General features: G+C 46.6%; 8 protein-coding genes and 1 pseudogene. 2 read left to right on the top strand and 7 right to left on the bottom strand.

Annotated elements, in window-relative coordinates; translation table 11 throughout:
- Positions 1-116: 116 nt before the first annotated feature.
- The 7 genes from PSI17_RS06305 to PSI17_RS06275 all read right to left on the bottom strand — a co-directional run bounded on the left by PSI17_RS06305 (position 117) and on the right by PSI17_RS06275 (position 9,597).
- Positions 117-1,535 (bottom strand): amino acid permease, encoded by a 1,419-nt coding sequence (locus tag PSI17_RS06305; RefSeq protein ID WP_273551155.1) that lies wholly within the window; start codon positions 1,533-1,535, stop codon positions 117-119.
- A 116-nt stretch (positions 1,536-1,651) separates the two neighbouring features.
- Entirely contained in the window at positions 1,652-2,668 is a 1,017-nt protein-coding gene (gene astE / locus PSI17_RS06300) for a succinylglutamate desuccinylase (protein WP_273551154.1), read from the bottom strand.
- Positions 2,669-2,680: 12 nt separating this feature from the next.
- Positions 2,681-4,024, bottom strand: coding sequence for an N-succinylarginine dihydrolase (gene astB, locus PSI17_RS06295; RefSeq protein WP_273551153.1), 1,344 nt, complete (start codon positions 4,022-4,024; stop codon positions 2,681-2,683).
- 2 nt (positions 4,025-4,026) lie between these two features.
- Positions 4,027-5,523 (bottom strand): succinylglutamate-semialdehyde dehydrogenase, encoded by a 1,497-nt coding sequence (gene astD / locus PSI17_RS06290; protein ID WP_273551152.1) that lies wholly within the window; start codon positions 5,521-5,523, stop codon positions 4,027-4,029.
- Between the two features lie 74 nt (positions 5,524-5,597).
- A complete protein-coding gene (gene astA, locus PSI17_RS06285; RefSeq protein WP_273551157.1) occupies positions 5,598-6,626 on the bottom strand; it encodes an arginine N-succinyltransferase in 1,029 nt (342 codons plus the stop codon).
- 26 nt (positions 6,627-6,652) lie between these two features.
- On the bottom strand, positions 6,653-7,864 hold the full coding sequence (locus PSI17_RS06280) for an aspartate aminotransferase family protein (protein ID WP_273551151.1): 1,212 nt from the start codon (positions 7,862-7,864) through the stop codon (positions 6,653-6,655).
- A 995-nt stretch (positions 7,865-8,859) separates the two neighbouring features.
- Positions 8,860-9,597 carry a hypothetical protein gene (locus PSI17_RS06275; protein WP_273551150.1) on the bottom strand — a complete coding sequence of 246 codons (738 nt, stop codon included), beginning with the start codon at positions 9,595-9,597 and terminating at the stop codon, positions 8,860-8,862.
- A gap of 702 nt (positions 9,598-10,299) precedes the next feature.
- Here PSI17_RS06275 and PSI17_RS06270 point away from each other — a divergent pair.
- Both PSI17_RS06270 and PSI17_RS06265 read left to right on the top strand, forming a co-directional pair.
- Positions 10,300-11,913: a cyclic peptide export ABC transporter gene (locus PSI17_RS06270; RefSeq protein ID WP_273551149.1), complete on the top strand. Its 1,614-nt coding sequence runs from the start codon at positions 10,300-10,302 to the stop codon at positions 11,911-11,913.
- Positions 11,914-12,141: 228 nt separating this feature from the next.
- A pseudogene (locus tag PSI17_RS06265) lies at positions 12,142-14,850 on the top strand (non-ribosomal peptide synthetase); the annotation flags it as partial.
- Positions 14,851-14,863 lie beyond the last annotated feature (13 nt).

The following is a 14,863-nucleotide window of genomic DNA, read 5'->3' as shown; positions in this document are numbered from 1 at the left end:
CTATCTAACGGGCTGGGTATATTCTTTTTTTTCACATCGAAAGAATTTGATCTGAATATCATGATATTCTCCCAGTAGTAATCATCAAAAAAACAGACTTGGTGAATGAATTAACGCTAATTTATTATTTCTCTCCGTTGTTCCTGATATTTTCTTCTTCGCCACAAAACCTCCAATATCACAAACCATAACGGTGTGCCATATAACGCAACACGGGTGTCATAATCAAATACCATAATCACCACGGTAAAGGCAAAAAATAGCAGCGTACACCAAGTCATCGGAATGCCCATTGGCATTTTATAGATGGATTTTTTATGCAGATCAGGACGTTTCTTGCGGTAAGCCAGATAAGCCAGCAGGATCATGCACCAACTGTAAATCACCATAATGGCCGCTACGGTGGTCACAATCGTAAATAATTTCATCACATCAGGAATGATAAACAACAGGAATACGCCGCTTGCCATACAGAGCACGGAGAATATCAGGCCGAATACCGGAACGGCGCTGCTGATGGAAAGTTGCCCAAATTTATGATGCGCCAATTTTTCTGTCGACAGGCCATAGAGCATCCGGGTACAGGCGTATAACCCACTGTTTGCTGAAGACATGGCCGAAGTGAGCGCCACAAAATTGATCACGGCGGCGGCGGCGGGTAACCCGGCCAGTGCAAACAAGGTCACAAATGGACTGGCTTCCGGTGAAATCTGCGGCCATGAGGTCACCGCAATGATGCACATCATGGAGAGTACGTAAAAGATAATGACCCTGATGGGAATACTGTTGATGGCTTTGGGTAAGATTTTCTCCGGCTCTTTGGTTTCCGCCGTCACCGTACCAACCAACTCAATACCGGTAAAAGAGAAAATGGCGATCTGAAAACCGGCAAAAAAACCGAAGACACCATTTGGCAGGAAGACGTCTGGCTCCGTCAAATGACGAACAGAGGCTGTCACGCCATTGGGTGAAGTCCATCCCACCACCACCATGCCGACACCCACGACAATCAGGGCAACTATCGTGACCACTTTAATCATGGCAAACCAGAATTCTGCCTCACCAAACAGCCGGACTGAGAAGAAATTACACAAGCACATCAATCCCAAGATAAACAGTGCCGTTAACCAAAGCCAACTGTCCGGAAACCAATACTGGATATAACCGCCACACACCACAACATCGGCGATACAACTGACGATCCAACTCATCCAATAAGTCCAGCCCAGAAAATAGCTGGCCTTATCGCCAAGATAATCTGCGACAAAATCAGCAAATGTCCGGTAATCCAATTGGGTGAGCAACAGTTCCCCCATTGCCCGCATGACCATAAAAGCAAAAAAGCCAATCAAAAGATAAGTCAGGATAATTGAAGTCCCTGATACAGCAATCGTTTTCCCTGCCCCCATGAACAATCCCGTCCCAATGGCTCCACCAATGGCGATCAACTGGACATGGCGCTTACCTAATCCACGGTGAAGTTTTTGCGCACCGGCGGATGATTCCCCTACGGGTGTTTTTAATGATTTTGTCATCAATAACCTCTACGGTTTGCTTTTTTATAAATTGATTATGTGAATTTTGCCCACTGAATATTTCCCTGACCCGACTATTTCTTCCACAGCAATATTTCCCTAACAGCAATATTTCCCTAACAGCAATATTTTTCTAACAACAACCCTGCCCGTAGCCCAATCGCTACATGCGCATTAGGAAACAGAATAAAGTTTGCAGGCGAGGTGATTTTCCAGGACTGATTTTGCTGGCGGGCGATTTCAAAACCTTGCGGTAATTCAGTAAAGTTTTTCGTCTCTTCTGGAATATTGAGCTGAAAACTGGCGTGTTGTTTGATAATGGCATCCACCACACGATAACGTTTAAGCGCCGGTTTATCCCGTTTGATGGCAGATCGGCCGGCGATCAAATCCTGCAAGGCGGTGGTCATATTGCGGAATCTGGCCAGATCATTTTGCCCGAAAGGAAGCGCCTTGCCGATTTCCAGCGTGCAACTGTCTGCATTAAAATGTTCGCTGGTAAACTGGCTGAACGTTCCCCCTCCCGTGTTATGAAAGACCAGGGCATCAATATTGCTGTCGTCCAGCCACTGTAAAAAATCTGCGGCATATTCACGGGTCTGATAGGGCAACAGGGCAAACTGCTCATGGCAGGAACCCCGGATGGCGGTATGAAGGTCAAGGTGCCTGCGTTGCGCTGAGGCCATCACCGCCGGTTGATTAAAAAATTGCCGGATAACCGACTCCAGCACCCTCGCGCGGTTCGATTCCTTTGCCAACGGAAGCTGTTGATAACGGCCGCCAAACAGGCGGTTGAGATCATGATCAAGATACCGCTTCCCCTCGCGCATGGCGGGTAAATTGCCAAAGACCAACAGCAGATTGTGTTGTAATGGCAAACTTCCCTGTTCCAGTTGTGACACTATCCGGGTAAGTATTTCCACGGGTGCCGTTTCATTGCCATGAATTCCCGCTGAGATGATCAACGTATCGGGGATTTTCTCGGGTGAAGATGGCTGTTGTTCTTGCGGTAACAGTTGCAATACCCCTTCCGCCAACCATGTTGACTCGATGGTGGGCGGAAAACACACATTATTTTCGATCTTGTTTTCAAGCCCTATTTTGTTGTTAAGCAATAAAGTCAGTAAATCCATTTCATCTCCTGATTAACACTGAAACTCATAAATCGAACCCAACCTGAGTATTTGCGTCAGTTCATCAAGGGCACAGTAGACTTCGCCCAATAGTTGCGGATCAGCGAGATCCGCCGCATACAGCGAATCGCGATAATGACGTTCAATCCATAGCGTCAGACGTTGATACAGTTCTGGTGTCATCAAGGTCGCCGGATTTACCGCGGCCAACTCCTGTTTATTCAACGCCACCCTGAGCCGCAAACAGGCCGGCCCACCGCCATTGCGCATACTTTCCCGCAAGTCAAAAAAGTGAAGCTGTGTGATGGGGGAATTGCCTTGCGCAATCAACGTTTGCAGATAGGCCGAGACATTGTGATTCTGCCGGCACTCTTCCGGTAAAATCAGCATCATGTTGCCATCCGGCTGGCTCAATAACTGGCTGTTGAATAAGTACGATCCGACGGTATCCTGAAGGGTGACCTGCTCTGTCGGTACTTCAATGGCAACCAGGCTGTGCCCAAGCCGGGCCAGTTTTTCCCTCAACCCAGTCAATACTGACTGCGGATCCAAAAAAGCCTGCTGATGATAGAAAAGCACATTGCGGTTGCTGACGGCGATGACATCGTTATGAAACACCCCGCTGTCAATGGCCAGCGGATTTTGTTGGGCAAAGATTGTCCTGTCATCTTCAAGCTGATGCAGGCGGGCGACGGCCTGACTTGCCTCCAGTGTCTGCCGTGCCGGATAACGCGCCGGTGTTACCCCCTGCTGCAACGCCTTGCGTCCATAGACAAATAACTGGACGCCCGCTTCATCATATTCGCCGCAGAAACGATTATGGTTCGCCGCCCCTTCATCCCCCCAATCGGCATGTTGGGGCAGCGGATCATGATGAACGAAATAGGCTTGATCAGGAAAAGTGGCTTTCAGGGCGCGTGACGTCGTGGTGCTTTCCAGCGAACGGTGCAACTTATTATTTAAGTTTGCCACCGTGAAATGAACACGCTGATCCGCACTGTCTGCGGAAGGTGAAACCGTTGCCGCATTGGCTACCCACATGGAAGATGCGGAACTGAGGTTAGACAGCAGCAATGGGGAATAGCGGGCGGCTTTATTTAACACCTGTCCGTCACTGCCGCTAAACCCCAACTGCCGCAATGCCGGCAGGTCAGGGCGTTGTTGCGGGGGCAAAACGCCCTGTACCAGCCCCATATCAGACAACGCTTTCATTTTCATCAATCCCTGAAGCGCGGCTTTGCGGGGATTGGATTGCTGCCCCCGATGATTGATGGAAGCCTCATTACCCGTAGACAGGCCGGCGTAATGATGGGTCATTCCCACCAGACCATCAAAATTTGCTTCAATCCCTGACATAATTACCTCTCACATCCGATTGATGAATGAAAAAAATCGAGGCCCGGTGTCGGCGTTTCAGGCAAAACCACACTTTCAGCGGCCAGGGAAGCCATCGGCCAGGCACAATAATCCGCAGCATAATAGGCACTGGGGCGGTGATTGCCGGATGCCCCAATACCCCCAAACGGTGCCTTGCCGGATGCCCCTGTCAGCGGCTTATTCCAATTCACGATCCCCGCTCTCGCCTCTTGCAATAGTCTTTCAAACAGGCCGGCATCAGGCGAAATCAGCCCCGAAGCCAGCCCAAACCGCGTATCATTCGCTATCGCGATGGCTTCGTCGAACGTGGTATAACGCCTCACCGTTAACAGGGGGCCGAAATATTCTTCATCAGGAATGGCTTTGGCATGGGTCAGATCAACAATACCCGGCGTCATAAACGTTGAATGCGGATCAGGCTGCGTCAAGGTGAGCAAAGCGATCCCGCCCAAGGCCAGCAAGTTAGACTGAGCCTCCAGCAAACTTTGCGCGGCGGCCAACGAGATGACGCCACCGATAAAAGGCTGGGGGTCAGCATCCCAACGGGCAGGGACAATCTGGGCGCTGGCCTCAAGTAACCGCTGGATTAAGGCATCCCCCCTTTCCCCTTGCTTCACCAGCAACCGGCGGGCACACGTACAGCGCTGCCCGGCGGAGATAAAGGCCGACTGGATAATGGTGTAAACGGCGGCGTCAATATCATCATAATCGTCCACAATCAGGGCATTGTTGCCCCCCATCTCCAGCGCCAGCATTTTTTCTGGCTGACCCGCTAATACGCGGTGGAAGTGAAAGCCGGTTGCCGCACTGCCGGTAAACAGCACACCATCAATTTCACGGTTATCCAGTAAAGCGCCCCCCGTTTCCTTGCTGCCTTGAAGCAGATTCAGCACACCGACCGGCAAACCCGCCTTAATCCACAATTCCACGGTTTTCTCTGCGGTGATTGGCGTCAGCTCACTGGGTTTGAACACCAGCGTATTCCCGGCAATCAGCGCCGGGACAATATGCCCATTGGGTAAATGCCCCGGAAAATTATAGGGGCCGAAGATCGCCATCACGCCGTGGGGACGATGCTGCAATATCGCTTTGCCGTCCGGCATGGGGGTTTCGGCATACCCCGTCCGTTGCGCCCATGCTTCAAGCGAAATGGCGATCTTGCCGATCATTGACTGGACTTCTGTCCGGGTTTCCCACAACGGTTTGCTGGTTTCTTCGCTAATGACTTGCGCAAGCTGCTCTTTTTCTTGCGCCAGCAAATCGGCAAATGTCTGGATAATGGCGATACGTTTTTCAACCGCCAATCCAGACCATGCAGGAAATGCTTTACGGGCGGACTGGCAGGCTGCCCCGACCTGATGGGCAGAAGCACCGTTCGCCTGCCACAAAACCCGTTGATCCACCGGAGAATATTTCACGACAGGCAGACCTTGCCCGGCGACCCACTCACCGCCAATGTAATTTGCTTGATGATTCATTGTGAAATCCTTTAATGGCAAAAGCGCTTGATAGCGAAGTTTTTAATTGTGAAAAAACCTGACTGGCGAAAAACTTAAGAGAAAAGAGAAACGAAGCGTACCGGATCGCCATCATCCACTTGGAGCATCTCCATTTCCGCGGGGGTCAGCGGCAATTCATCGCTCACCAGCGGGTCAGAAACAGGCAGAAGGAGTGCTTTGAACGCCTGAAAATTCAGGTTAGAAACGATGTACTGTGTGCTCCCCTGTAATCGGGAAACATGATCGCTTCGTTTCACATGCACCAGCCGGCTGGCTTTGACGGCGCGTACTTTGTCAATCTCGGCATCCAAGATGGCACCCGCATCAAAAATATCGACCGCACCGTGATAGGAAAATCCCTCTTTTTCCAGAATGGCACGGGCAGGCAACGTATTTTCATGCACCTGACCAATGACATGACGGGCTTCTTCCGGCAACAGAGGCACATAAATCGGATGGAATGGCATCAGCTCGGCAATAAACGTCTTGGAGCCAATACCGGTCAAGTAATCCGCTTGGGCAAAAGGTACCGTGAAGAAATGTTTGCCAAGGGCATTCCAGAACGGCGATTCCCCCTGTTGATCCACAACCCCTCGCATTTCCGCAAAAATAGATTGCGGAAACAGGTGCCTGAAGGCGGAAATAAACAGTAATCGGCTGCGGGAAAGAAACACCCCATTACCTCCCCCCTGATAATCAGGGGACAGGAACAACGTACACAATTCACTGCATCCGGTATAATCCTGCCCGACCATCAGCGTTTCAAAGGTGTTGTAAACCCCCAATTCTCGGGAAGCCCGCACGGATTTATGGACGCGGAAATTGTAGAAAGGCTCTTCCAGCCCGACCGCAACTTCCAGCGCACTGACGCCGACAACACGATGCTGTTCCGTATCTTCCAAGGTAAATAAAAACCCCTGTTGTGCTCGTCCCTTTGCCTCGCTGAAAGAATCAATGCTGCGTGAAATCCGTGCCGTCAGATATTCCTGATTATTCGGTAATGTCGTCAGGCCAACGCCAGCACGGGACGAAAGATTGAGGATATCCTCTAAATCTTCATGTTGAACGGATCTAAATAGCATCATGATATCACCTCAACTCGGCCTTATTATTCCTGAACAAATCGCTGGAGGGCGTTTTCAAGGCGGATAAAACCGTCGTTGATATCCTGCTGTTCGATATTTAACGCAGGCGCAAAACGCAACACGTTGGGACCAGCGATCAAGGCAATTAATCCCTCTTCCGCCGCAATATTGCTCAGGGTCTTCGCCTTGCCCTGATATTTCTCAACCAGCTCAGCCCCGAGCAATAGCCCTTTGCCACGCAATTCACTAAATACCTGATAGCGCTGATTAATCTCGGACATCCGTTGCATAAATTCATGATGGCGTTTTTGTACCCCGGCAAGGAACGCCGGCTGGTTCACCAGTTCGACGACGGTATTGGCAACGGCTGCCGCCAGTGGGTTGCCGCCAAAGGTTGTGCCGTGCGTTCCCGGCTGGAACACCTCGGCGATGTGCTGCCTGACCAGCATGACACCAATCGGGAACCCGCCCCCCAGCCCCTTGGCACTGGTCAGGATATCCGGCTCGATACCGGTTTCCTCGTAGGCATACAAATACCCGGTCCGGCCAATGCCGGTTTGGATTTCGTCAAAAATCAGCAACGCCTGATATTGATCACACAACTCCCGCAATGCTTGCAAAAATGCAGGTTCAGCCGGGATCACCCCCCCTTCTCCAATGATCGGTTCAACAATCACGGCACAGGTTTTTTCTGATATATGGGCTTTAATCGCGTCGATATCGTTGAATGGCAGATGCGTAATTTGCTGTGGCAATGGTGCAAAATCTTGGGAATATTTGGGTTGCCCGCCAACCGTCACCGTAAATAATGTTCTACCGTGAAAGGAATTCTCAAATGAAATAATTTCGTTCTTATGAGTTCCATATTTATCCAGAGAATATTTTCTGGCAATTTTTAATGCCGCTTCATTGGCTTCCGCACCGGAATTACAGAAAAAGGCCTTATCTGCAAAGGTATTCTCAACCAGATATTTCGCCAGTTTTAAGACAGGTTCATTTGTATAGCCATTACCAATATGCCATATATTTTCCATTTGAAAATTTAATGCATCTTTTAATTTATCATTGGCATGGCCGAGTGCATTCACGGCAATCCCACCCGCAAAATCAATGTATTCCTTACTATTTTGATCCCAGACCCGTGAACCTTTGGCAACCACAGGGATAAAGTTTGCCGGTGAAAAACAGGGAACCATATACTGGTCAAACCAATCTCTTTGAATCGTGTTCGGCATTTGTTTTTCCTCAATGAATTGGGATATAAAAATAAGAATAATTTTATATACCATTAAATTTAATTTTTAATGAATGGCCTTATTTAATCTATCAATCCGTTATTTCGGTAAACTTGTTTCGGTAAATTTGTGTCGATAAATTCCCAGTGACATTACCGCAAGCATTTTTTAATCCTGTCTGATCAGTTATTAACCTCATAATCTCCCCGGCATTTAACAAAGTCAACACAATCCAGTCACAATGAATTTACTTTATGATGTTTTTCACAATTTATAAAAATGGATTTATTTTCAATTTATGCATCGTTTATGCATAAAAAAATAAATCAAAAGAGGTATCGAAACGAAGATAACGGCAATGCCGTAATTTCGTTCAATAATTATTCATAAATAGTGACTTTTTGGGATGGCCACGATCTGAAAAATATATTTGCAATTAACAAACTTTACCTTATGTATCGATAATAGTGTTTAAATTCAATATATTAAAAAATTACAGCCATTTTGGGAGGTTATGGGGCGCTATGAGGTACGTCTGTTTCTTAATGGATACGGCGACTGTCGAGGATTCAGCGGCTCCCTTGGATTACGGTTTAGATAAACCATTTTTGGGTTCATCAAAACAATATTTAAAGTCCCCTTGATAATGCGGTAGAAATATTGCTGAATGATTTATTTTTTCCTCTTCAGAAAAAGACTCAAATTCTTGATTCCAATGACTGTGTAGCCTTATAGCACCTCTAAAATAAAAATAGCATCATGCCAAAGACATTAATAAATATTAATTGTATCAATTAATATTACATTATGTATGACTATGATATATCCGGTTATTTTCAATCTACAATGTAATAATCAACAAAGTCGCAATTTAAAACCTATTGGGTATCGATAAATCCGGTTAATCATTTAAAAATATCATTTGACCATGTACCAAATATCTTGTTCAGTGACGCCAGCACGATAGCACTGGCGTTTATCATTGCTGGCTATCCTCACTTTCTTATTCCACCCAGTAAGTTAGCTATCCCTGCCATCGTGCTCTCTCTTTCTTTTTGGGTAATATAATTTTTCCATAGGTTATTTCCTTCATTCTCCCAAGGGGGAGAAGTGGGTTTATCGCAGATCCAAAATTGTACCTTCCTAGATATGTTAGGATTATTTCTGTTTCTATAGAGAAATCTCAACTCTTTTCCCGTGATATTCGTATCAAGCTTATAAACAACCCGCTCGTACTCTATATCATCAAGTATGAAATGCACATCTTTCACAATGGATGGATCATTATTTTCACATACGAATGATAACCCTCCTTTACATTTTCTTCCTAGGTATTGACGATTATATTCAAAATCTGTCAGCACAGTATTGTATTTGGGATGCTTATTTAAATGTGACTTGAAGCTTTCCCTATATTTTCTGAATTTTTCAGAACTATTGTAGTTAAGCCTTCCATTAAAACGATTAACTGCATTGATATATCTATCGTCAATGGACTCTTCTGCCTCCCTTTGTTTTTTTATATATATTTCTGTATTCATTCCCTGATATATTTCCGCAAGAGTGAGATATTGATCAATTGATATAGGAGGGTAATTATCTTTTTTGTGGAAATGTATTTTCGCTGCCAAAAACGCAGGGTTTTCAGCAATATACCCAGATCTCACTGAATCTAAACCAAAAATCAAATCACCAACTTCAAATTTTTCTTTAAACGGTTTTAAAAATGGCATATTTTTCTTCCTCAAGGGAATTAGTGGAATTAAAACAGATTGTACGCAATATTTTTTAACGTTAAAATAATGTAACTTATAAAATTAACTAATGGGATGTGTTATTCTTTCCTACTTATGCTGTTCTGTTAGCACCATCATCGATTAGTATATACTCCTCGTACTTCAAGATGAATTTATTATCTCCCCGCACTGCGAGATAAGCCAGCGGCTTTCGTCTTGCGAGCTGCAACCCGAAGTTTATGATGTATATATTATGAACAACGTTTTATATACCTAGCCTATCATTTATCTAATTTCTCTTTACAATTATACCCAATGGATTTCAAGTTGCATCGCGGCGGCAAGGGAATGAATCCCCGGGAGCATAGACAACTATGTGACCGGGGTAAATGAGCGCAGCCAACAAAGAGGCAGCTTGAAAGACGACGGGTATAGATTATCTCATTGTTTACTCTAACTAAATTTTCATAATAGTGAGAGTTTGTAACCTTGTCCCCCGCGCTGCGGGGGACAAGGTTTACGCCTGTCATTTTGAAACACTATTTAGGAAATAATTTCCATCACAGTGATATTTATTAATATCGTTATATTATAAATCACGCTTGCAGTTTGATAAGAAAAAAACAACCATAAGGGATTGAGTAAACAGATATGTGAATTTTCATATTAATTATAACCTTCGACAATGGCTTGTTCTTTATGACTCTAATAGCTTATTTATATCGTCAATCTTGGGTATTACTGCTGGTATCGACAATAAGCGCATTAATTAGTGGATTTGCCGGTGCTTCGATAGTCGGGATGATCAGTCAGGGAGTGACAGAAAAGATTAACCTGACTACTTTTCTTTGGAGCTTTTTTGGTATCTGTTTTATTTTTTTTATAACTAAAACCCTATCAGAAATTACATTATCCCATTTAGCCCAATCCACGATTTTTTCATTACGCCTCAGCTTGAGTAATAAAATTCTACGTGCACCACTTAAAAAACTCCATAAACTTGGGCGGCATGGTTTATTAGCGGTTTTGACTAAAGACGTCGATGTTTTCGTACACTCCTTTATGCTGGCACCGTCAGTTTTTGGTAATATCACCCTCATCATCGCCTGTTTTGGTTATTTAGCCTGGATGTCCTGGCAACTGTTTCTCATTCTGGCAGTATGCTGCCTTATCGGTATGTATGTGTTTTATCTGTGGGAAAAATATCCATTACAATTAATGACACAGATGCGTGATCAAATTGATAAAATATACCTTAATTTCCAGAGCCTGATTGATGGCAGTAAAGAGCTGCAACTCAATAAACAAAAAGGCAATCTTTTTATTGATAAAGTCATTGCGCCGGCAGCCAAAGTCTTTCAGGAAGTCTGCGTCAAAGCAAATTCCAGCTATGCTTGGGTCATTAACGCCAGTTCGGTCACATTTTATGTCATCATTGGCATCATCGTTTTTGTTGTGCCGATTTGGTTTCCCCAAGAACCCGCAACGCTGGTGACAGTATCGCTGCTGGTGCTCTTTTTATCCGGCCCTATCAGTGAGGTTATCGGTGCCATTCCCGAACTGAGGGAAGCAGAAGTTTCACTGAATAAGATGCGTCGCCTTGACAGTGAACTGGAAGAAAGCCTGTCCGTACAGGTTGCAGGCCCTAATCCCTTCAACCAGCCACAATCAATCACGCTTGAGCTAAAAGAGGTTGTCCACCACTACACCACGGATAAAGAAGACCGCCAGTTCGCACTCGGCCCATTAAGTTTGAAAATATCGCAAGGTGAAATTGTTTTTATTGTCGGTGGCAACGGCAGTGGGAAAACCACGCTCGCCATGTTGCTGGTTGGCCTATTTGAGCAAGAATCCGGCGCGATTTCACTCAATGGTGTGCAGGTCACAGCCGCCAATAATGAGCATTATCGTCAACATTTTGCGGCCGTTTTTTCTGATTACCATCTGTTTGAGCAACTCCTCAACAGCGATGCGAATGTCACTGAAAAGGCAACGCATTATATTGCCGCATTAAACATGGCGCATAAAGTTAAAATCGTGGATGGCAGATTTTCCACCACCCATCTTTCCGCAGGTCAACGGAAACGGCTGGCTTTAGTGTCCGCTTATTTGGAAGATCGCCCGATTTATCTGTTTGATGAGTGGGCTGCCGACCAAGATCCCGTCTTTAAGCGCCTGTTCTATACGGAGTTGCTGCCAGAATTAAAAGCCCGGGGTAAAACCGTTCTGGTTATCAGTCATGATGACGCTTACTTTAATATTGCCGACCGCATTATCAAATTAGAAGATGGTCATATTAAAGAGGTCAGTTAGACATCAATAAAATGAAATAATGCTCATAGCAAAGAGCCTAATAAAATAGGCTCTTATTTCACTTTATACGCCCGAAAAATATTGATTAACAGCATGAGCATAAAATAGAAATAGATTTATGTTCTATTTCATCGGGTTATTTTTATCTGTTTAAACTCAAGTGTGATTTTTGTTTTATCAGTTCTCATGTTTTTATTTTTAATGTACCCATAAAAAGGGAGCTATAGAATGAATTACCCGGAAAAATTGAAATCATTCCCGTTATCAGAAGCTCAACGCAGCCGTTGGTTTCAATACCAAATTGCCCCTGATAAACGCGGCCAGAATAATAGTGCATTTTGTGCCCGCATTAAAGGTTTAACCGCTCAGTGTTTAGAAAACGCCCTGAATAAATTGGTGCAAAGACACCCGATGCTACGGGCAAGTTTTGGGCTATACCACGGCGAATTGGGCTACTGCATCGCAGAGCGCTCTGAAATCACACTGACCCAGCATGATGCCCAACACCTTAACGAAGAAACACTTAAACAGCGTGTCCGGGATGACTGCTGGCACCCGTTTGATCTGGCCCGTCCGCTGCGGGTTTATGCCAGTTGGTATCAGTGCAACCCGCAAGAAAGCATCATGGTTGTGACTTTTGATCATCTGGCGGTTGATGGCTGGTCTTATTGGATACTGTTAGATGAACTTGATGCCCTGCTTTCAGCCAAGCCCCTGGAAAACGCCCCAGAAAATCGTTTCCATGATTATGTGACATGGCAGCAACAGTGGTTAAACAGCACCGGTGCCAAAAAACAGCAACAATTCTGGCAAAACGCACTGGCAGGCGATTTGCCCGTATTATCATGGCCGCCTAAAAATAGCGCCCTGCCAGCCACCGGTAAAATCTCTGTCAAGCGAATCATTACCCGCTCGCTGAAACACAAACTGCAAGCACTGGCACTAAACTATGATAACAGCCTGTTTACCCTCTTTCTGGCCGCCTACCAGATCCTCCTGAACCGTTATACCGGAGCTGATGATGTCATTATCGGCTCTATCCTGCCGGGCAGGGGCCGCGCCCGTTGGGGAAAATTAGTCGGTGAATTTATCAATCCGGTTGCCTTGCGCGGCCGGATAAACGGCGATATGACGCTACAGGCACATATCACCCAAGCAGCAAAAACCCTCCGGCAGGGGATTGAAAACCAGAAATACCCGTTCCCCAAGGTGCTGGAACAACTGAAATTGCAACGTAATACAGACGTTCACCCCGTTTTCCAGACGGTCATGATATTCCAAAAAGCCAGATATATTGGTGATCTCACTACCCTGTGGATGGCGGAAGACGACAGGATTACGCTACCGTGGGGAAATGCACAATTGCGGCCTTTCCCCTATCCTCTCTATGCCGATGTCCCCGTTCCATTAATGATCAATGTGTTAGAAGCCGACGAGCATATCGGTTATACCTTTCATTATGACACGGCGGTATTTGATGCTGAATTTATCGCCCAGCTTATGCAGAATCTTTTGACCTTGCTGGAAGCGATGGTGGATAACGAACAGCAAACGGTTAATCGTTTGCCGCTGATGGATGAGCCGGCGCGTCGGCAGGTCATTGATGATTTTAACGCCACCGCTAAGCCTTTCCCGCAACACGCCTTAATCCATCAATTTGTTGAACAACAAGTGGCACGCCACCCGACGGCAACAGCGCTGCTGTTCGGGGAGACTCAACTCAGTTATATGGCGTTGAATCAGCGGGCTAACCAACTGGCTCATGCCCTCGTCGCGGCGGGCATTCATCCGGATGATCGCGTCGCTGTCTGCATGGAGCGCAGTCTGGATATGGTTATTGCCCTGCTGGGGATATTAAAAGCCGGTGCCGCCTATGTGCCGCTCGATCCTGAATACCCGACGGACAGGCTCGCGTATATCCTGTCAGACAGCAAGCCGATGATCCTGCTGACCCATCATGGCTTGCAGGAACAACTGCCCGTGACCAAAATGCCTGTCTGGATTTTGGATAATCCAACCGTTCAGGCCAACATCGATCGCCAAGCCGACGATAACTTAGACGCGGCTCATTTGGGGCTGACATCCCGCCATTTAGCCTATGTGCTTTATACCTCCGGTTCGACAGGTTTACCCAAAGGGGTGATGAACGAACACCGGGGCGTCGTCAACCGGTTACTCTGGGCGCAGGATACCTACCAATTAACCTCTCAGGATCGGGTATTACAAAAAACCCCGTTCAGTTTTGATGTTTCTGTTTGGGAGTTTTTCCTGCCGCTGATGTTTGGTGCCCAATTAGTGATAGCGCACCCGGGGGGGCATAAGGCACCCGATTATTTATTAAACGAGATCGAAAGCCGGCAGATTACCACCCTGCATTTTGTGCCCTCCATGCTGCAAAGCTTTCTCCATTACGTGCCCGCCGGTCGTTGCCCTTCCCTGCGCCAAATCTTATGCAGCGGAGAAGCGCTCCCTTATCCCTTGCAGCAACAATGCCTGTCCCATTTTCCTCACAGTGAGCTACATAATTTGTATGGCCCCACGGAAGCCGCCATTGATGTCACCGCCTGGCGGTGTGTGCCGGATCGCCATATCGGGCAAGTCCCGATTGGACATCCCATTGCCAATAGCAAAATCTACATTCTCGACAGCGACGGGGCACCTGTCCCGATCGGCATTGCGGGTGAAATTTACATCGGGGGCGTCGGCGTCGCCCGGGGTTACCTGAATCTGCCGGAACTGACCGCAGAACGTTTTATCCGTGATCCATTCAGTACCGATCCTGATGCCCGCCTGTACAAAACGGGGGATCTGGGACGTTGGCTGGCGGATGGCAGCATCGTCTATCTGGGGCGTAACGATTTTCAGGTCAAAATTCGCGGATTGCGCATTGAACTGGGCGAGATTGAAACCTGCCTGACCCAATGCACCGGTGTGCGTGAAGCCGTCGTCG

Source organism: Xenorhabdus sp. IM139775, assembly GCF_028598745.1.
Classification (GTDB): Bacteria; Pseudomonadota; Gammaproteobacteria; order Enterobacterales; family Enterobacteriaceae; genus Xenorhabdus.
The sequence above is the reverse complement of the archived record's forward strand: the minus strand, read 5'-3'. Positions and strand labels throughout refer to the sequence as shown.